The sequence below is a fragment of the Sebaldella termitidis ATCC 33386 genome (assembly GCF_000024405.1).
Classification (GTDB): domain Bacteria; phylum Fusobacteriota; class Fusobacteriia; order Fusobacteriales; family Leptotrichiaceae; genus Sebaldella; species Sebaldella termitidis.
On record NC_013517.1, the window covers coordinates 927,329 to 945,002 of the forward strand.

At 29.1% G+C, this 17,674-nt stretch carries 24 protein-coding genes and 4 pseudogenes; 20 read left to right on the forward strand and 8 right to left on the reverse strand.

Annotation, left to right across the window (positions count from 1 at the left end):
• The first annotated feature begins 5 nt into the window (after positions 1-5).
• From STERM_RS04305 to STERM_RS04325, 5 genes are read left to right on the forward strand one after another with little or no spacing between them, the layout of a single operon-like run.
• Positions 6-458 (forward strand): hypothetical protein, encoded by a 453-nt coding sequence (locus tag STERM_RS04305; protein ID WP_012860345.1) that lies wholly within the window; start codon positions 6-8, stop codon positions 456-458.
• Positions 455-1,114, forward strand: coding sequence for an N-acetylmuramoyl-L-alanine amidase (locus STERM_RS21085; RefSeq protein ID WP_012860346.1), 660 nt, complete (start codon positions 455-457; stop codon positions 1,112-1,114). The genes STERM_RS04305 and STERM_RS21085 overlap by 4 nt, the downstream gene beginning before the upstream one ends.
• Positions 1,115-1,122: 8 nt before the next feature.
• Complete coding sequence (locus tag STERM_RS04315) at positions 1,123-1,455, forward strand: hypothetical protein (RefSeq protein ID WP_012860347.1); 333 nt, start codon at positions 1,123-1,125, stop codon at positions 1,453-1,455.
• 17 nt (positions 1,456-1,472) lie between these two features.
• Positions 1,473-1,697: an excalibur calcium-binding domain-containing protein gene (locus STERM_RS04320; RefSeq protein WP_012860348.1), complete on the forward strand. Its 225-nt coding sequence runs from the start codon at positions 1,473-1,475 to the stop codon at positions 1,695-1,697.
• Complete coding sequence (locus STERM_RS04325) at positions 1,694-2,287, forward strand: hypothetical protein (RefSeq protein ID WP_012860349.1); 594 nt, start codon at positions 1,694-1,696, stop codon at positions 2,285-2,287. Before STERM_RS04320 ends, STERM_RS04325 begins: the two co-directional genes overlap by 4 nt.
• A 21-nt stretch (positions 2,288-2,308) precedes the next feature.
• On the opposite strand, the gene STERM_RS04330 is transcribed toward STERM_RS04325, so the two are convergent.
• A complete protein-coding gene (locus tag STERM_RS04330) occupies positions 2,309-2,506 on the reverse strand; it encodes a hypothetical protein (protein WP_012860350.1) in 198 nt (65 codons plus the stop codon).
• A gap of 425 nt (positions 2,507-2,931) precedes the next feature.
• Positions 2,932-4,085, reverse strand: a pseudogene (locus STERM_RS04340) (IS3 family transposase).
• Between the two features lie 90 nt (positions 4,086-4,175).
• Here STERM_RS04340 and STERM_RS04350 point away from each other — a divergent pair.
• From STERM_RS04350 to STERM_RS04360, 3 genes are all read left to right on the forward strand, one after another.
• Positions 4,176-4,439, forward strand: coding sequence for a hypothetical protein (locus tag STERM_RS04350; protein WP_147289468.1), 264 nt, complete (start codon positions 4,176-4,178; stop codon positions 4,437-4,439).
• A gap of 656 nt (positions 4,440-5,095) precedes the next feature.
• On the forward strand, positions 5,096-5,644 hold the full coding sequence (locus STERM_RS04355; RefSeq protein WP_012860351.1) for a hypothetical protein: 549 nt from the start codon (positions 5,096-5,098) through the stop codon (positions 5,642-5,644).
• 87 nt (positions 5,645-5,731) lie between these two features.
• Positions 5,732-6,250 (forward strand): hypothetical protein, encoded by a 519-nt coding sequence (locus tag STERM_RS04360; protein ID WP_012860352.1) that lies wholly within the window; start codon positions 5,732-5,734, stop codon positions 6,248-6,250.
• A gap of 210 nt (positions 6,251-6,460) precedes the next feature.
• Here the strand turns inward: STERM_RS04360 and STERM_RS04365 are convergent.
• Both STERM_RS04365 and STERM_RS04370 read right to left on the reverse strand, forming a co-directional pair.
• Positions 6,461-7,672, reverse strand: a pseudogene (locus tag STERM_RS04365) (IS256 family transposase); the annotation flags it as partial.
• A 76-nt stretch (positions 7,673-7,748) separates the two neighbouring features.
• The gene (locus tag STERM_RS04370; protein ID WP_012860353.1) at positions 7,749-8,150 is read right to left on the reverse strand and encodes a hypothetical protein; all 402 of its coding nucleotides are present in this window, start codon (positions 8,148-8,150) and stop codon (positions 7,749-7,751) included.
• A 559-nt stretch (positions 8,151-8,709) separates the two neighbouring features.
• Between STERM_RS04370 and STERM_RS04380 the strand changes: the two genes are divergently transcribed.
• The 11 genes from STERM_RS04380 to STERM_RS21870 all read left to right on the forward strand — a co-directional run bounded on the left by STERM_RS04380 (position 8,710) and on the right by STERM_RS21870 (position 14,348).
• Positions 8,710-8,895, forward strand: a complete 186-nt coding sequence (locus STERM_RS04380; protein ID WP_012860355.1) for a hypothetical protein — start codon at positions 8,710-8,712, stop codon at positions 8,893-8,895.
• On the forward strand, positions 8,853-9,086 hold the full coding sequence (locus STERM_RS04385; protein WP_012860356.1) for a hypothetical protein: 234 nt from the start codon (positions 8,853-8,855) through the stop codon (positions 9,084-9,086). Before STERM_RS04380 ends, STERM_RS04385 begins: the two co-directional genes overlap by 43 nt.
• A gap of 75 nt (positions 9,087-9,161) precedes the next feature.
• The gene (locus tag STERM_RS04390) at positions 9,162-9,389 is read left to right on the forward strand and encodes a hypothetical protein (RefSeq protein WP_012860357.1); all 228 of its coding nucleotides are present in this window, start codon (positions 9,162-9,164) and stop codon (positions 9,387-9,389) included.
• Positions 9,390-9,487: 98 nt separating this feature from the next.
• Positions 9,488-10,480, forward strand: coding sequence for a tetratricopeptide repeat protein (locus STERM_RS04395; protein ID WP_012860358.1), 993 nt, complete (start codon positions 9,488-9,490; stop codon positions 10,478-10,480).
• A 53-nt stretch (positions 10,481-10,533) separates the two neighbouring features.
• Positions 10,534-11,265 carry a putative HNHc nuclease gene (locus tag STERM_RS04400; protein ID WP_012860359.1) on the forward strand — a complete coding sequence of 244 codons (732 nt, stop codon included), beginning with the start codon at positions 10,534-10,536 and terminating at the stop codon, positions 11,263-11,265.
• A gap of 93 nt (positions 11,266-11,358) precedes the next feature.
• Positions 11,359-11,994 carry a hypothetical protein gene (locus STERM_RS04405; RefSeq protein WP_012860360.1) on the forward strand — a complete coding sequence of 212 codons (636 nt, stop codon included), beginning with the start codon at positions 11,359-11,361 and terminating at the stop codon, positions 11,992-11,994.
• A 103-nt stretch (positions 11,995-12,097) separates the two neighbouring features.
• Complete coding sequence (locus tag STERM_RS21090; RefSeq protein WP_012860361.1) at positions 12,098-12,862, forward strand: DKNYY domain-containing protein; 765 nt, start codon at positions 12,098-12,100, stop codon at positions 12,860-12,862.
• A gap of 117 nt (positions 12,863-12,979) precedes the next feature.
• Positions 12,980-13,369, forward strand: a complete 390-nt coding sequence (locus STERM_RS04415) for a DKNYY domain-containing protein (RefSeq protein ID WP_012860362.1) — start codon at positions 12,980-12,982, stop codon at positions 13,367-13,369.
• The gene (locus tag STERM_RS04420) at positions 13,366-13,851 is read left to right on the forward strand and encodes a hypothetical protein (protein ID WP_012860363.1); all 486 of its coding nucleotides are present in this window, start codon (positions 13,366-13,368) and stop codon (positions 13,849-13,851) included. The genes STERM_RS04415 and STERM_RS04420 overlap by 4 nt, the downstream gene beginning before the upstream one ends.
• Positions 13,852-13,862: 11 nt before the next feature.
• Positions 13,863-13,988, forward strand: a complete 126-nt coding sequence (locus tag STERM_RS22650; protein WP_256594919.1) for a hypothetical protein — start codon at positions 13,863-13,865, stop codon at positions 13,986-13,988.
• A gap of 189 nt (positions 13,989-14,177) precedes the next feature.
• Positions 14,178-14,348, forward strand: coding sequence for an AbrB/MazE/SpoVT family DNA-binding domain-containing protein (locus STERM_RS21870; protein ID WP_115388747.1), 171 nt, complete (start codon positions 14,178-14,180; stop codon positions 14,346-14,348).
• Positions 14,349-14,467: 119 nt separating this feature from the next.
• On the opposite strand, the pseudogene STERM_RS22800 reads toward STERM_RS21870, so the two are convergent.
• The 3 genes and pseudogenes from STERM_RS22800 to STERM_RS22655 form a co-directional block, all read right to left on the reverse strand.
• A pseudogene (locus tag STERM_RS22800) lies at positions 14,468-14,665 on the reverse strand (IS91 family transposase); the annotation flags it as partial.
• Between the two features lie 441 nt (positions 14,666-15,106).
• The gene (locus STERM_RS21555) at positions 15,107-15,940 is read right to left on the reverse strand and encodes an IS91 family transposase (protein WP_169305388.1); all 834 of its coding nucleotides are present in this window, start codon (positions 15,938-15,940) and stop codon (positions 15,107-15,109) included.
• Between the two features lie 69 nt (positions 15,941-16,009).
• Positions 16,010-16,249: pseudogene (locus STERM_RS22655) on the reverse strand (transposase zinc-binding domain-containing protein); the annotation flags it as partial.
• Positions 16,250-16,305: 56 nt separating this feature from the next.
• Here STERM_RS22655 and STERM_RS04435 point away from each other — a divergent pair.
• Entirely contained in the window at positions 16,306-16,557 is a 252-nt protein-coding gene (locus STERM_RS04435; protein WP_012860364.1) for a hypothetical protein, read from the forward strand.
• 30 nt (positions 16,558-16,587) lie between these two features.
• On the opposite strand, the gene STERM_RS04440 is transcribed toward STERM_RS04435, so the two are convergent.
• Positions 16,588-17,388: a YdcF family protein gene (locus STERM_RS04440; RefSeq protein ID WP_012860365.1), complete on the reverse strand. Its 801-nt coding sequence runs from the start codon at positions 17,386-17,388 to the stop codon at positions 16,588-16,590.
• Between the last annotated feature and the right edge of the window lie 286 nt (positions 17,389-17,674).

Consider the following 17,674-nt stretch of genomic DNA (forward strand, 5'->3'; position numbering starts at 1 on the left):
GAAAAATGTATTTATTATTTAATAAGCAGGGTGAATTTTCAGGATTTTCATACGGAAATTTAACTGATAAAGAGAAAGAAGATGGTTTCAATATAAAAGAAATCACAGATGAGGAACATAAAACCTATATAGAAAAAACAAATATGAAAGGATATACTTACTACCTTGAAAATGATGAGGTAGTTGAGAGAAGTCCAAAGCCTGATTTGTTTCATATTTGGAATACAGAAAGTAAAGAATGGAATTATAAAAAAGAGTTAGAAATTTCAGTACTTGAAGAGGAACTAGGAAGTTTGGAATTGGAAATAACTAATATACAAAAAGAAATAAAAAATCTTAAAGAAGCTGGAAAAACTTTTGCAGCAAAGAAGTTGGAAAAGGAAAATATAGAACTCGATAAAACATATCAGGAAAAACTAAAGAGATATGAAGAATTAACAGGAGAGGAGGAAAAATGAAAAAAATATGTTTGATAATAGGGCACGGACAATATAAAAAAGATAAAAATGGACAAACATACAGAGAACCGGGAGCGACTAATCCACACAACAAATATACTGAGTTTCAATATAACAGCGAATTAGTGCCTAAAATATCTGAAAAACTTAAAGGACAATATGAAGTCTTGATTGAAAATAGAGGTAATAACAGCATTGAAGATACAAGTAAAATAAATGCTTTTAATCCAGAGCTTATAATTTCATTTCATTGTAATGACTCGGAAAATGATACGGCAACAGGAACTGAGGCTATCTATTATCCCGGAAGTGTAAAGGGAAAAGGATTGGCAACAATAGTTTCTAAAAATGTTTCAGCAGCTTTAGGACTTAAAAATAGAGGGGCAAAGGAGCCGTGGCAAGGAAGGGGGAATGGATTATTATCGAGAACGAAAGCACCTTGCATTATCAGTGAAGGCTTTTTCATTGATAATGATAATGATTTAAGTGCCGGATTAAATAAAATGAACGATTATGCAGATGCAATTGTTAAAAGCATACATGAATTTTTAGGAGATGAAACAGTGCAGCCAAATCCTGATCCGGTTCCAGATCTGGATGAAACTATTTATATAGTAAAAAATGGACAAAAAATAGGAGAAATAAAATATTATTAGGAGGAAATATGGGAAATATATTAAATATGATAAAGATTTTTTTAGGAACAATAACAATTTTTGACTGGATATTGATAGGGGTAGCCGTAGTAGGGGTTGGATATGCATGTTATAAAAATTTCGATGCTGTAAAACAAATGGGATTAGAAGCTATGAAGCAAGCTCAAATAAAGTATTTCGGTGCTACTGGTGCTGAAAGAAAACAAAAGGCTATACAGATATTCAAAAGTATGAAGTTTGTTCAAAAATCAGCTATTTTAAAGCTAATTCCAATTGAAAAATTATATGATTTCTTTGAAAAATTATATCAGAAAAATAAGGATGAAATAAAAGCAAAATAATATAACAGGAGGGCAGCATGAGGAAGATGAAGAGAATTATATTATTAATAGCCGTAATAGGATTAATTCTTATTACGGCTGGGTATGGATATTATATAAAAGAAAAAGAGACATTCTATAACTGTACTCAAGCAAAATTGAAAGGTTATTACAACATTCCAAAAGAGAGCAAATTATATAGAAAATCATTAGATAGAGACAATAATGGTGTGGCTTGTGAGGTTAGCGAGGATCAGTTATGACTGCAGGTTTTATAATGTCACTTGGTGGTCTCATAGGATTTGTAGGATTTGCGATATGGGGGCTTGTAAAATATGTTTTAAAAGATGACGATATTACAAATAAGGAAATAGAAGAAAAAAATCAGATGAGACACGAAGAAACACAGAAAACATTTCAGAGAATGACACAGGCAATTGACAATTTAACAGATACAATGCAGGGGAAATATATAAGTCCTCAAAATTTTTCCGATTCTGTAAGTCTGAAGTTTAAAGAACTCCAACTGCTATTCTATTCGACCGTGGAAAAGAACAATGTGCAACAAAATTATGATGATATTATGAAAGAAATTGATATAAGAATAGAAGAAAAGCAGAATGAACTTGAAAATAATATAAAGCTTTCGGGGAACTCAGAACTATCTAAACTAATATTATCAGAATTAAAACCTATTTTCTTGAATTACTCTGAAAAAATTAAAGATGCTTTTTTCAAGTATCGTGAAAGTTTGCTGGAAGGAGAAGCAAAGAAGGGTGAAACAAAAAGAGAAATTTCAAATCATACGCAAGAAAGCATATTAAAATGCAAAGAAAAATTAGAAACCAGATAAAAAAGCAGCCTTAATGACTGCTTATTTTTTTACAATAACTTTTCCTGTTTTATCTAGTTTAGGAGTTAGGGAAGTTCCAGATCTTAAGTATATAACTCCAGTATCTTCATCAACAAACTCATCTATTTTAGTATCGTACTTACTAAATATAATAGCTATAATAGCAAAGAAACTTATGATAATGATAATCATAAAAGTTTTTCCTGCTCTTTTTTTCATAATTATTCCTACTTTCTATTTGATTTATTCATTAATAAATGATAAAATCAACTTGCATGGAGTGATTTTGTCACTTTAAAAAGGGAGCTGTGAGAGGCTTCCTTTGTGCATTTAGATGCTGTTGCACGGGTATATTTTTTGGTTAGTGATAAAAAAAGTTTATCCCCACTTCCACCAATAGTATCCCGAACTAAAAATTTATAAATTGGAGTTTCACCTCGACTCTATCCTTATATATGATGACTTTATCCACGAATGTTTCAACAACATTTCTCTTAAAATCATCATTTTTTTGTTCAAATTTTTCTGCTAAATCTTTCAAGTATGCTTTTATATCTTTCCGAGATATAACATCTGTATTATTTAATAAATTCAATTCAAGCTGCAGATCATGCAGATTCTTTTCCAGCTCTTGGTTTTTTACATTATATTCTTCTTTTGTTATTATTGAATCTGGAATGGCAACAAAAATTTAGACAGTTTTTCAAAAATTCTACAGGGTTTAAATATCCTAATGTAGAATGTATTCTATAATTGTTAAACCAATTAATGTAGTCTGCTAATTTCACTTCTAATTCATTAAATGTATTGAATATACTATTATTGTATTGATAAATTCTGTTAAAAGTAGACTCTGCTACTGCATTATCATATGGATTTCCTTTTCTACTCAAAGACTGTGATATTCCAAAGGAACCAAGGGCTTCATCAATAATGTAATTATTAAATTCACTTCCTCTGTCACTATGAAATATTTTTATCTTTTTCAAATTTACTTTTATTCCTGCCAAGGCTCTGTATACTTATTCTGCACTCTTTTTTCTTCCTACACTGTACCCAACTATCTGTCTATTAAAAATATCAACAAAAAGACAAATGTAGTTCCATTTGCTATTCACCCTTACATATGTGAGATCACTTACCAATATTTCTAGAGGATTTTTACTTTTAAATTCTCTATTCAAAAGATTACCGGTCTTATTTTCCGATATTTTGATATTAACAGGTTTGTAACTGGCTTTTGTATAGCTTGAAACAAGACCTGATTTTTTCATTATTCTACTGATTTTTCTTCTTGAAACTATATATTTTAATTTAGAAAGTTCAATTTTTATCTTTCTAGTCTCATAATTATTTCTACTATCTTTGAATATTTTTTTTATTGTCTGTTCCAAAATATCTGTATCTTCTTTTTTTACTGCTTTATAATAGTAAGTACTTCTAGATATTTTGAGGACACGATATATTGCTGATACTGAATATTTATGTATATTTGCTTTTATTATACTTATTTTCGTCCTAAGATCAGCCCCGCTTGCTTTAGGATATCATTCTCCATTTCTAAATCTTTATTTCTCTTTTTTGGTTGAATATTTTCAAGTTCCAGTTCACTTCTGTTTTCTTTTTCTTTAAAGTATCCGCTATTGTCATATTGACTAAGCCATCTCCCTATTACTGATACATGAATATCGTATTCTTTTGCTATATCTGCCTTACTTTTCCCATTTTGGTATAACTGGACTATTTGTTTCTTAAAAGTGGATGCGTAATTTCTTCTCTTTCTTTTTTTAGCTGCTATTTGCTATCTCCTTCTTTTTATCATAATTATTTTATATTAACTTATTTTTTCTGTCCAGTTTAGTGTAACCCATCCAATTTTTCATTAAGAGTGATAGAGAAAATGTTTAGATATTATGGCTTGATAATAAATATTGATAAAATTGATACATTCTATAAAATGAAACATTTGCCACTACATTTTTTAAGGAAATATGATTTAGAAGAAGGAAATAAAAATGATATCAGACTCATAGAATTGAAAGATACAACTTTTAATATACCAGTTTTAAAAGATAGAAGTAAGGAAAAATATTATTTCCAATGTGAAGGTTCTTATTCATCGGATGACAGAACTTTTTTTCCCCCAGACTGATCTATTTAAGACTGAGAGAGTAACTAAAATATCAAAAGTGAGATTTTCTAATATTGTAAATGAAATGGGAGGATCATTTGATATTAATAATCCAGCAAAATTATTTAGGAGAAGAATTGAAATACTGGAACCACTACTAGTGGTTATCTAAAAGAATATATTGGAGAAACAGGACTGTTAGATGTAAATTTTGATGGTTTAACAAAATCTGCTCATGAGAAAGATGTAGAAGAAATAGAGATGTTATTTAATTTCTTTACAGAAGATAAAGACGGTTAATCTGTCTTTTCTTTTTTACATCACTTTGCTTTAAAACAATATATTATATGAATATAATCATTGTATCGCCTTTTGTCAATAAATGTGTTATCATATATTAAAAGAAATAAACAGGCTATTATTTTCATAAAAGGAGATGTGGTTCCGTTGAGTGAAGAACAGGCAGAAAAAGAGAAGAAGGAAGATAAAGAAAATATTGGGAAAATAGATTACAGAATAATTTCATACATTCATAACAGAGAAAAATTTAAATTTAAAAAGGATTAGTGGGGGATACTTTTCTTAAAGAAAGAGCGACAGGAGAGCTCTTTTTTTTAATACTTGATAAATTACTAAAATCAAGGTAGAATATTAAAAAACATTTAGGAGGGTTCAAAGTGAGAAAAATATTAATTTTATTGGTTTTATGTTTAGGAGTATTAAGCTTTTCAGCAAGTAAGACAAGCAGGGAAGTAGCCAAAAAAGTAGATACGGTTCCTGGGTTTGAAAAGCTTATCTGGGGAATGAGTAAAGATGAAGTTATCAATAAGTTAGGAGAACCTAAGTTTAACTTCGATAAGATATTGACTTATGAAAATTTGGAATTTATAGGATTAAATGTTGAAGTTGATTTTTATTTTAAAGATGGAGAATTGTATCAATGGAGAGGCGATGCCGAAACAACTAGTTCAGATAATTTCGAGTTATTACGTATGTATATGAGAAAATATCCCAAAGGAACGAATTGGGGTACAGGTGAGATGTATCATTTTATGAATTCTGAAAGAGAGAATGACATGTCAATATATTTTTATATGGATAAGAAACCGGCAAAAGTTGAATTTCGTTATACTTCACCAAAAGAGTTTGATAGGAAAGAACAGGAACGGAAAGAAGAAAAATTGAAAAAAGAACAGCAGGAGAAACAAACATATGATAAAATATAAGTGACCTTACAGGGTTACTTTTTTTAATGCTTGATAAAATATTAAAATCAAGGTAAAATATTAAAAAACATTTTAGGAGGGTTCAGAGTGAAAAAAATATTAGTTATATTAGTTTTAAGTTTAAGTTCATTGTGTTTTACTGCGGAAGGGTTTAAAGATTTGAAATGGGGAGCTTCTAAAGAAGAAGTTATTCAAAAAATGGGTAAAGGGTATAAGGTCGACAAAAAGCAAAATGCACTTGTGTATAAAAATGTTGAGTTTTCTGCTTTAGATTTATCAAGTTTGACTTTTATTTTTGATGGGGACGATTTGACTGCTTGGGATTCAACAGCATTAACTACTAAAAGACAACTATCAGATTTAATTGAAGCTTATAAAAATAAATATGGAGAGAGATCAATTTACAAAGAGGTAGTGAAAGAATTTACTATAACAACAATTGAAGGAAAAACAGGGTTAATAAAAATATGGGAAATGAGATTACCGTTGCCAAATAACCAAGTTTCAATTCAAATTAATTATAGAAAATATAAACAAGAAGAACTGAAGAAACAAAAAAATGAATCAGAAGAAGAGTATAACGAAAGATTAACGAAAGATTTATAAGAGATAGGTTTTAGTTAAGGCAGCCAAAGAAGCTATCTTAATGGGAGTGCGTGAAATTCTCTGTAAATCAATCTTTCTATAATAAATAATTTAATCCATGTACTGTTTTTTGCTCTGGTATAATATACCTCTTAAATAACAGCATGTCAAGGAAACATCCTTATTCAGGATGTTTTTTTGATATTTTTTCTCAGTTTTATGGTAGTCTGTTTCATACATTATGCTAAATTCTCCATATACCTGACCCCAGTTTCTCTGGGGCATACTCCATTTTTTTGTCGCTTCAAATGTCGATAAATACAAAGTTTTTAGTAAGGAGTTTTTATTTGGAAATACACTTCTCAATCTGTTTAATCTTCTGTAAGTACTATTTAAGCTTTCTATTGCATTTGTTGTATATATTAATTTTCTTACTTCCTCTGAAAATTTAAACAACGGACTTATCACATCCCAGTTTGCCTCCCAGCTTTTCATTGCATGAGGATATTTCTTTGACCATTTCTCACTTATCTCCAATATATTTTCTTGTACCTGACTTTCTGATGGTGCATGATAGATTGTTTTCAGGTCTTTGGACATTTCTTTCTTATCTTTATTTGATACATATTTTAGTGTGTTTCTTACCTGATGGACTATACATCTCTGATATTCTGTATGAGGAAAGGCTACTGATATTGATTCCTTTATCCCACTTAATCCATCTCTGTACATAATATTAATATATCCTTTACTCCACGACCTTTTAAATTATTCAGTACCGACAGCCAGTATTTACTGCTTTTATTTTCTCCTATGTCTATACTCAATACTTCTTTTCTTCCTGATTCATTTATTCCTAATATTATGTAAGATGCTAATTTCTTAACTATTATTATTCTCTCTTACTGAAAAATGCACCGCATCTATGAATACTATCGGATATACTGTAGATAATGGTCTGTTCTGCCAGCCTTCTATCTTTGGAAGCAGTTTATTTGTTATATCCGATACCATTGTTTCTCCTACACTAAATCCGTAAATATCTTCTATCTGTTCTGATATCTGTCTTGTTGATAAACCTCTTGCATACATTGAAATTATTTTTTCTTCTATTTCTGATATGTCTTTTGTCCTTTTAGATACTATCTTTGGTTCAAAGCTTGATTCTCTGTCCTGGGGTACTGATATTGGTATTTCTCCATATTTACTGCGGATCATTTTTGTTTTTTTACCATTTCTTGAATTTGTCTTTGTACTTTTTACGTATTCATTGTACCCTAAATGTTCTGATAACTCACTGGTAAGCATGTATTCTATTGTTTCTCCTAATAGATCTTTTAGAGCGTCCTGTATATCTTCTGCTGATTTTATATCATACAGCACTATTAATTCTGTGATTACATTTCTTTTTCTTGATTTCTCCTCATTATTTCTTTTAGACATAAAAATCGCCCCCTATGATATTTTAATTTTATCATAGAAAGCTTTTTTTATTTACAGACTTTTTCTCACAGGCTCTTTAATAAGGGTATTCTGCATCTTCTTTAGTTGTTTCAATAATGGAATATGCAGTTTTACCACCAAAAAGTCCAGGTTTCATTTCACTTTTAATAATATAAAATTTACCGGCTTCTAATTCTGTATCGAAAGTTTTAGCAGCATCCATAAAGCCACCAAGTAATCTGGTTTTAAAAGTATAATTTCCAGGAGCTATAAAAATTCTAGCTTCATTTACTTTAAATTTAAGAGAATTAATTTCTGTAACTGTAATATTAGCAGGAACTTTAATAACAGCGTACTCACCTTCAGATAATTCAACAGCACTTGTATGCATGACTACTTTATTAGTAGTAACTTTCTTAGCAGAGACTGTAACAAAAATATTTAAAATTATAATTGTAAGTAAGAATAATTTTTTCATATAACCTCCATAAAATTTGATAGTTAATCATTATATTAAATTGATTAAAAAATATAAAGAAAAAGAGACTAGTCTGTTTCTTCAGCATTACGAACTTTAGTATATATTTTTTATAGTCATTAAAAATGTCAATATAATATGTTTGATTAGGTTTGAAATCATATTTAACAGGTACAGTGGCATATTTCTTCCCAGAACGATAATAAATCCCGATTGTATGGATACCTGGTTCGATTTTTATACTGTGAAAGTATGAAGTATGGAAAGTGAGTCCTTTATGAATTGACACATTATCAATGCTTAATATACCAGTATTACTAGATTTAACGTTGTTTTCCTTTTGTTTAATAAAATTAAGTTGAACTGTAACTGTTGCATTAGGATTGTCATCATTTAACTTATTATGTTTGGCATTAACACACATAAACATTAAAAGACACAATAAAAGAATAATTTTTTTCATATAACCTCCAATAAAATTTAATATCAGATTATAACATGAATTTTATAGAGAGTAAATTAAAAAAATTAAAAAATAAAATAATAGGAGGAAATAATTATGAACAATGAAATATTAATAGATAAAGTAGGAACATACGGAGTAAAGAAATGCAGCAAATGTGGAATAGAATTCCCGAATATTAAAGAATATTTCTATCAGACTACAGGAATAAAAGACGGACTAAGGACAGATTGTAAGAGATGTCAGGATACGCAGAAATTAAGAAAAAGATATTTTATCTGAAAGAGCTGGAGACAGTAGAAGCTGCCAAAGCAAAAGAAGCGGAAATAAAGGAATTAAAACGAATTATAGAAAAAGGAAATCAGGAAAGAAAGAATCTTGAAAATATAATAGCAATGACAGACGAAAGAAATGAAACTTTATCCGATACTGTAGCTAAATTTTCGGAAAAATACTTAAGATCTCATAAATAGAATTATGTATTAGGGGTATGTCTTGTATTAATCATAATTGGATCCGGATTAATAATATTTCTATAGGAGGGCCTGATGTTTTATAAAATATCTGATATAAAAAGAGAATGTGACAGAATTTATAGTGTGGAAAAAATAAACTATATAACCAGAGAAGGCAATGAAATAAAAGTATTTTATAATAGCTGGTCAAATGAATTAACACTGGGATCAGATGAAGAAGCGGAAGAATTTATCTTGGAGATGCACAAACTTTTGAATAAGAAGGGTTTATTTAGACAGATATTAGATTTATTGATATAGAAAACTAAAAAATGGACAATAACAACTGAATATTGAGGGTTTATCTTGATTTCTAAAAGTATTTTCTTTATAATAAGAAGAAAATATGGGAGGTTTTTATGAAGAAAAATTTATTGGTTTTATTTATAATTATTATATCATTATTTTCATGTTCAAAAGATACAATTAAAGAAAAGACTAATTTTAAAACTGCAGTTGAATATGAAGAAAAGGAAGATTATGAAAATGCTATAAAGTATTATAAATTAGCAATTGAAAAGGATAAGAATAAAGACGCAATGTATAATCTCGCACTTCTATATAAAGAACAAAAAAGGTTCACGGATCTTATCAGCTATTATAAAGTATTAGCTGATAGTGGAGAGGTAGAAGGAGCAAGGCTTTTAGGAATTATGTATTACGAGCAAGGAGACTACAAAGAAGCGGAGAAATATTATAGAATAGCAGCGGATAAAGGTGAAACAGATTCAATGTGTAATTTGGGACTTTTATATGATGAAGAAAAAAATGATATTGTAAAAGCTGAAAAATATTATAAAATGTCAGTTGATAAAGGAAATGTAGAATGTACAAGTTATTTGGGATATTTTTATTTAAAGAATAAAAATTTTAATGAGGCAGAAAAATACCTGAAAATAGCAGCGGATGAAGGAAATGAAAATTCAATTCATAATCTAGCAATATTGTACTTTCAAACAGGAAATTCTAAAGATGCTATTAAATATTTGAAAATAGCAGCAGAAAAGCATAATAGCATAATTGCTATAGAGAGTTTAGGGAATTTTTATTATGAAGAAAAAAATTATAAAGAAGCTGAAAAATATTATAAAATAGGAGTTGCAAGAAATAGTTTACATTCTATAAATGCTCTGGGAGCGACGTATGAAATGCAAAAAAAATATGAAGAAGCCGAAAAATACTATAGAATAGGAGCAGATAAAGAAGATGTCAACTCTATAGGTAATTTGGGAAGGATACAGTACTTTTTCCTGAATAATCATAAGGCAGGAGAAAAATATCTAAAGAAAGCGGCAGAAATGGGAAGTAAAGAAGCGCAGGATATATTAGACGGATTAAACATAGAATATTAACAACAAACCCTCGATATTAAGTTGAGGGTTTTTTAGTTCAGAAAGGAAAAGACATGGCTTTAGCAGAAATAACAAAAAATAAAATACTTTTAACTGTACCGGTTCAGGAAGTTACTCCTGGTATTAAAACAGAACTTGAAGAAGTCCTAAATAATTATCCAATTGAAGTAATTCCTAAAAAAATGATGTCAATTGAACAGATGAGACTTATTTATGTTCTGTTTCATCAATGGGCCGAAGAAGAAGCAGGAGGAGATTATTTATATATAAAAGATGTTCTGATAGGAGAGTTTTGTAGTAAATATGAGATCCCGGGATTTTCTACAAGTCCATATAAGGAAAATACCTTGGATATGGAAACCGCAACACAGTTTATTCAGTTTATCATTGAGCTTGGTATTGAGGAGAACAGAGTATTGTATATAAGGGACAAAAATCAAAACTATAAACATATCAGGACTATAGTTCCGGATATTCAGAAATATGTGATAACCTGTCTTAGAAACCGGGTATGTGCAATATGTGGGAAAAGGCATGATGAATATAATACTGTAGAATTACATCACTGGAAGTCGGTTGCTTCAGCTGTAGGAACTTATGAAAATGACGACGGGCTTAGTACACCTTTTATATCATTGTGTACAGAGCACCATCAGGAATTTCACGGTGTGGGAGTGGAAAGTTTTAAGAATAAGTATCATATTGAGGGTGTGTATTTGAATGAGAAATTGGTTATAGAGCTTAAAGAGATTTATACTAATCATTTTAAAGCTTTTAAGGGATAAAAGAATTTTGGACAATGGGAATTGAATGTTAGTCTTGTAAATTAAAATAGTTAATGTTATACTTATGAAAAATACTAAATGTGGAGGTTAGTTATGAAGCAAATTTTATTGGTAATAGTGCTAATTATTGGAATACTATCTTGCGGAATGCCAAAAGAGGTAGAGTATCCTAATGAGAATTTAAAAATTGAAAATAATATGGTTTTATATAAAAATAAGAAATACACAGGTAAAATATCAATAGAAGATGAGGGAAAAAATGTTACAGGAGAAATAAATTTAAAAGATGGTAAGTTAGAAGGAGGTGGCTTTTATAAAATAGGAGATGTGTATTTATTGGAATATAATATAAAAGAAGGAAAATTAGATGGTAAATTTGCAATTAAAGATACAAATGACAATTTTGAAATGTTATCTGAATATAAAGACGGAAAAATCAGAAAGTTTTTTACTGAAACTGAACTTATGATAACAGATTTTAGTTTTGACGAAGAAGGAAGAGTAAATGGAACAGAAGAAGCAGTGAGTGTAGGAGAAACTATCGCTTTTAAAGATGGTTTTGGAGAGAGACCGGATTGGGGTATGGAATTTAAAAAATACATAAATAAAGACGGGGAATTAGTTGAAGAAACCTATAAAAATGGTGTGTTGGATGATATGTATATATCAAGAGATAAATTTTATAATAGTGATGAAATAACAAAAACGATTTTTGGAGTTTTAAAATAAAGAATGTTTATTTTAAATTTTAGAAACAGAAAATGGAACGAGACTAAATAAAACAGTCTTGTTTTTTATAATGATAAATGTGAAAAAATACTTAAGGAGAAAGATGAAAAAAGTTGTTTTATTTTTTATGACAATATTTACTATAAATACTTCTATAACTATGGGGTGTTATTATTACGATATACGGCAGGATTCAGTGGAGTTTGCTTGTAAAAAAATAGAAGAAGCAGATAGTGAAACATTTCAAACTCTTGACTTCTTTTCAAGTTATGCAAAAGATAAAAATTATGTATACTATAATGGAAAAATTATAAAAGAGGCAGATGTTAGAACAATTGAACAAATAGATAAGTTAAGGATGTATGTGAAAGATAAAAAAGATGTATACTATAATGGAAAACGTCTACCTTTTGCTGATCCCACTACATTTGAATTAATAAACTGGAGTTTTGCGAAAGATAAAAAACATGTTTATTATAATGAGAAATTATTAAATAGTGCAAACCCCGAAACTTTTGAAGTTTTAGAATATTCTTTATACTCAAGAGATGGAAAAAATATTTACTTTGAAGATAAAAGATTGGAAGATGTAGACATAGAAACTTTTGGAGTAATAGAAAATTCACTATCAAAAGATAAAAGATATGTATATTATAAAGGTGATAAAATAAAAGATTTAGATATAGAAACTTTAGAAATATTAACTCCTTTATTTTTAAAAGATAAAAATGATTTTTATTATGAGGGAAAAAAGTTAAATATGGATATGAAAACTTCACACTATACAATAGGAGCATGGTGTTTAAAAGTAGAAGATAAGAATAAAAAACTTGAATATAATTGTAAAGATGGATGGAGTGTCGAGTGAACAAGGATAAAGCAGTCTTGTTTTTATTGAAACTAAAACTAGATAATGGCAATTGAGTATTTAGTCTTGAATTAAAAATTAAGTTATAATATATAAAATAATTTTAGGAGGTTATAAGTGATAAGAAAGTTAATGATTTTAGCAGGGTTATTTATGATGTTTCAATTTGGGTTTTCACTGAGTTGTTCAATGCCAAGAAGATATGAAATAAAGGAAAATGATATATTATATTCAGGGATTTCTGTTAAAGGAGTTGATAAAAGTTCTTTTAAGAAATTAGATATTAATTTAGCGAAAGATAAAAATAATATTTATTATAGAGGAAAAAATTTGAAAAACCTTGATTTAGAGACTTTTAAGGTAGTATCTTGGTATGAGCCAGTTCCACACCCAGTTTGGGGAATGAGTTGTAAATTTAGATATATTGAAAGATTTAGAGACAAAAATGGAGAATATGGAATAGAAGATATTAGTGATGGGGAATTAAAATTAGAGGAGAGAGAATGAAGAAAATTATATTGGGAATGCTAATAATATTAACAAGTTTAAGCTTTAGTAATAATTTAGATAAGTATGAGTCTAAGAGGGTTTTTGATAAAAATATAGAAGTACTTTTAACAGGGAACTATGATAAATATAAAGATGATCCTGAGATGGTAAGAGCTTTAGGAGAAATTGATAAAAAGTCTGAAACTAAGATGTCGGAAGAAGTTTTACTAAGTTACAAAAATAACCAATACAAAGTTACGGATGTGAAAGAGAATAAATATAAAAGTGAACTAACTGTACTAGTAACTTATTGTTCATTTTTAGATGTACTTCAAGATGAGCCATTGGAAGAGCTACAGATAGAAATTTTTAATAAGTTTCAGGAAGTTGTAGATGAAAGTGGTAAAACAGAAGAAGAGCTTGAAGATGAGTATGTGAAAGTATTATTGAATGTTTTATATGAAAAATATAAAGAAAAAGCACAAAAAAGACGAAAATAATAAAAGTGCATATGAATAAAAAGAATGGATTGTGGGATATAATAGGCTTTGAAGAAGAAACTAATAATGAGTTATTTTATACATTTTTTCCAATTCTAGAAATTTCAGAAATTTTTGGAGATACTTTAGCAGAATAGAATAATGTAGTAAAACAAGACTAAATATAAACAGTCTTGTTTTTTTATTGGAAACAAAACTGGACAATGACAATTGAATATTGAGGGAAAGCCTTCCTAGAATTTTTGGAGTTTGTAGAGTAGAATAAAAATAATTGGCAATTAGTCACTTATTATGTGAAATATAGGTGACTGATAGAAAAGAATAATATGGAAAAAAGAGATTTAAAAATTTCTTTTTATAAGGCTGGGACTGGAAAAGGTGCAAGGATTATTTTACCGATTCCGTGGCTTCGAAAATTAGATATAACAGAAAATGAAAAAGATATAGAGCTAATTTTGGATGAAGAAAATAACCAGCTTATAATAAAAAAGAGATAGAAAAAACTCCCATAAACTTTTTACAGTCTACAGGAGCAATTCAGTATAATAATATACCGTTACAAGCATATTATACTGTATTAACTCCAAAAATTCAAATTTGGGGACCGATCCACTCTTTAATTTTTACGGTAAATATTATGGAATTGATATTTAAAGATATCATTAACAGCCAAAGCAAGTTTAGAAAGAAGGGTTCTGTCATAGAAGAAAAATTCTCTGCATTGTTTAGGAATAGTAAAAAGGACATGTCTGTGAGGACAGTTGATAATATCTTTTGAAATTCTCTCAGTCCATGTAGCAGAATATTTGAAACCACAAGAAGGACAAAGTCAGGATTTACATGTAAGAGGGATTTTATGGGAATGACCGCAAGAGAAGCATTTGAGGAGAAGGCATTCTTTATCTAAATCCCTGCAGGCAATAAAGTTAGAGATAGATTTTTTGATGAATGAAATATCAGAATAAGAAAAATAAGTCTCCTTGAAAAGAAGATCAATGAATATTATTGTTGAAAATATATTTTCAGTTTATTCTGTATAGTTATTTTATTAGTCATAAAACAATTATACAAGAAATCAGCCGGATTTTGAATTCAGCTTTTTTTAAATAGTAAGGAAAGTTAATGTATTGAAATCAAGAAAAATAGATAAAACAAGAAATTTTGATATATATGAGATATGAATAAGGAGCGTAAGCTCCTTATCTATTAAAAAAAAACATCACAAAATAATCTAACAGAGTTAGATTAAAAAAAATCAAATATATATTCTGGTTGGTGGATATAAGTAATGATAAAATTCTGAGACTTTCATTTTAATATTACATTTAGGGCAAACAAAAGGATTGATACCAAAGGTATTGAATATTTGTCTTTCATACCATGGAAAATTTGAAGAAACAGCAGAAGTTTTAAATGCTTGAATAGCGTTAGTGAGTTTATGTGATTTTCTTCTGGCGTAAAACCCAAATCTGCTGATCATTTTAAAGTTTTTAGGAGGCAGGTGAATAAGGATTTGAGTAATAAATTTGGACAAAGGCATGGTAACTAAAGTTTTCTTTTTACCTAGTTTAAGATCATAAAAAAAGAAAGAAACAGAATCATGGGAAATATTAGAGATTTTGTATTCAGCAATAGGAGCTCTAGCAAGATACCGGCCAAGATATTTAATGATTCCCTTGTTGTTGTTAATATTCCCGTTAGCAACATCAAAGAAGAATCTTTTATCAATTTTGTACATTAGACTGACAGTATTTTTAGCTTTTAAACGAATATGTTCGTTAGGATATTTACCATTTGAAATAATATCAAGAAGAAGGAATTTCCATTGTCTAGCGATCGATTCAGCGTGAAAATATCGAAAGTTAACAAAGTGAAAAAATTTATTAAAACCGCCAAGAGAGAGAATAGCATGAATATGAGGATTCCACTTGAGGTCCCTGCCAAAGGAATGAATAACAGTAATAAGTCCGTAATGAATGACATCAGAGGGAGTAAAGTATTGATAGGAAGATTTAGGAATTTTGTTAACTCTTAGATTTTTACGATGAATATTATGAAATTGATATTTAAAGATATGGTTAACAGCCAAAGGAAGTTTAGAAAGAAGAGTTCTGTCATAGAAGAAAAATTCTCTGCATTGTTTAGGAATAGTAAAAAGGACATGTCTGTGAGGACAGTTGAGAATATCCTTTGAAATTCTCTCAGTCCATGTATCAGAATATTTGAAGCCGCATGAGGGGCAGAGTCTGGATTTACATGTAAGAGGAATTTTATGAGAATGCCCGCAAGAGAGACATTTAAAGATAAGGAATGCTTTATCTAAATCCCTGCATGCGATAAAATTAGAGATAGATTTTTTGATGAATGAAATATGGGAATTAGAAAAATATCTCTTGATTTCATTTTATTTGTATGTTAAAATATCGAAGTTGATAACAATTAAGGAGGTAAATTATGAGATATTTTAATTTGAAAATATTGGCGCAAAATCCTGAAAGTTATGAAGAAAAAATTGAAGAATTAAAACGGTATCCCAGAAATAAACTTTTTTTGGCTATAGAAAACTGTAAGAGACAAAAATATTCCGAAAGTATGATAATGCAGGAATTGATAGAAAGCGGATATGGGGAAGTAGAAGTGGATATAGCGCTGGAAGAATATTATAGATTTATAGAAAAATCTGTAAATTATAAATTGAATATATAAAAAAAACAAGACTAAAAAAGTCTTGTTTTTTTATGATTTGAACCTTTCATCAGCTACTCTTACATAAGAACCGTAATACTTTTTCAAATAATCAAATGCTTCTAAAACTTCATTTGGAATATTTACAGAAGCTATAAAGTTTTTTCCTTTAGGTCCGTAACCATCTTCATTATCGCATAATCTCGGAATCTCACCCATCAAAAGATTAATATATTTTTCCATATCCCACATTCCGGTTATATCTGAATCTTCGAAAACCAGTCTGTCTCCGCCGGCTTTAACTTTGGCAATATAAGGAGCAAAATTAATTACATTTATGCTGTTGTCTTTAAAAAGCAGTTTAAATGTAGCATCCATTCTCTGCTGCATTGTGGAATCCTGAATAATTATTATATTTTTCGGGGAAATGAAATTTTCTTTTAGTGTATTTAAGGCAAAGGTTACATTATTACCGCAGTTTGTAGATTGATTTTCGATCAGAGGATTGTTAATATTGTATTTTTGCATAAGATAGTCAGCGATAATATCGGCCTCTGAATGGTTTTCAGCTTTTATGGCAGGAAAATTTTCAGAGACAATTTTCCATAATTCACTGGTAGTATGTCCTATTCCCCCTGAAATAAGAAGTCTGTCAGCAAGATTATCCGTTACTGCCTTTGCAGCAATATCCCAGCCGTAAATTATACTTCCGCCGAAAAGTATCAGAACATCAGCTTTTTCAATTCCATATTTATTTTTCAATGCTTCTCTTGTTAATGCGGGAACATCCCGCCTTGATAAAAAATCACTAATAATATTTATATTTTTAGCAGATACATTTAAGTTTTCCATCATTATTCTCCTGTCTATATAAAAAAAATAAAGCTTTAGAAAAGTTTAGCATATATAGTGATAAGATTCAAATGCACACGAAGTCTGAGCTGATTAAAAAGCATTTCCGGCTAAATAAAAAAAACCGGGTGCTTAAAACCCGATTTCTTAAATAAAAAATTATTATTATTTTCTCTAGCACATTCATCGTATAATTATTAACTTATTTCCCAGTTAGTTTATTCTTTGAATTTTCTTTGGGAGCGAAATAAAATATGAGAATTGTAAAATGAAGAACTCTTTATGT

Bases quoted from the DNA above. Each gene is read 5' to 3' on its own strand.
- STERM_RS04305 (WP_012860345.1), top strand. From the start codon at position 6: ATGTATTTATTATTTAATAAGCAGGGTGAATTTTCAGGATTTTCATAC.
- STERM_RS21085 (WP_012860346.1), top strand. From the start codon at position 455: ATGAAAAAAATATGTTTGATAATAGGGCACGGACAATATAAAAAAGAT.
- STERM_RS04315 (WP_012860347.1), top strand. From the start codon at position 1,123: ATGGGAAATATATTAAATATGATAAAGATTTTTTTAGGAACAATAACA.
- STERM_RS04320 (WP_012860348.1), top strand. From the start codon at position 1,473: ATGAGGAAGATGAAGAGAATTATATTATTAATAGCCGTAATAGGATTA.
- STERM_RS04325 (WP_012860349.1), top strand. From the start codon at position 1,694: ATGACTGCAGGTTTTATAATGTCACTTGGTGGTCTCATAGGATTTGTA.
- STERM_RS04330 (WP_012860350.1), bottom strand. From the start codon at position 2,506: ATGAAAAAAAGAGCAGGAAAAACTTTTATGATTATCATTATCATAAGT.
- STERM_RS04370 (WP_012860353.1), bottom strand. From the start codon at position 8,150: ATGAAAAAATTATTCTTACTTACAATTATAATTTTAAATATTTTTGTT.
- STERM_RS04380 (WP_012860355.1), top strand. From the start codon at position 8,710: ATGAACAATGAAATATTAATAGATAAAGTAGGAACATACGGAGTAAAG.
- STERM_RS04385 (WP_012860356.1), top strand. From the start codon at position 8,853: ATGTCAGGATACGCAGAAATTAAGAAAAAGATATTTTATCTGAAAGAG.
- STERM_RS04390 (WP_012860357.1), top strand. From the start codon at position 9,162: ATGTTTTATAAAATATCTGATATAAAAAGAGAATGTGACAGAATTTAT.
- STERM_RS04395 (WP_012860358.1), top strand. From the start codon at position 9,488: ATGAAGAAAAATTTATTGGTTTTATTTATAATTATTATATCATTATTT.
- STERM_RS04400 (WP_012860359.1), top strand. From the start codon at position 10,534: ATGGCTTTAGCAGAAATAACAAAAAATAAAATACTTTTAACTGTACCG.
- STERM_RS04405 (WP_012860360.1), top strand. From the start codon at position 11,359: ATGAAGCAAATTTTATTGGTAATAGTGCTAATTATTGGAATACTATCT.
- STERM_RS21090 (WP_012860361.1), top strand. From the start codon at position 12,098: ATGAAAAAAGTTGTTTTATTTTTTATGACAATATTTACTATAAATACT.
- STERM_RS04420 (WP_012860363.1), top strand. From the start codon at position 13,366: ATGAAGAAAATTATATTGGGAATGCTAATAATATTAACAAGTTTAAGC.
- STERM_RS22650 (WP_256594919.1), top strand. From the start codon at position 13,863: ATGAATAAAAAGAATGGATTGTGGGATATAATAGGCTTTGAAGAAGAA.
- STERM_RS21870 (WP_115388747.1), top strand. From the start codon at position 14,178: ATGGAAAAAAGAGATTTAAAAATTTCTTTTTATAAGGCTGGGACTGGA.
- STERM_RS04435 (WP_012860364.1), top strand. From the start codon at position 16,306: ATGAGATATTTTAATTTGAAAATATTGGCGCAAAATCCTGAAAGTTAT.
- STERM_RS04440 (WP_012860365.1), bottom strand. From the start codon at position 17,388: ATGGAAAACTTAAATGTATCTGCTAAAAATATAAATATTATTAGTGAT.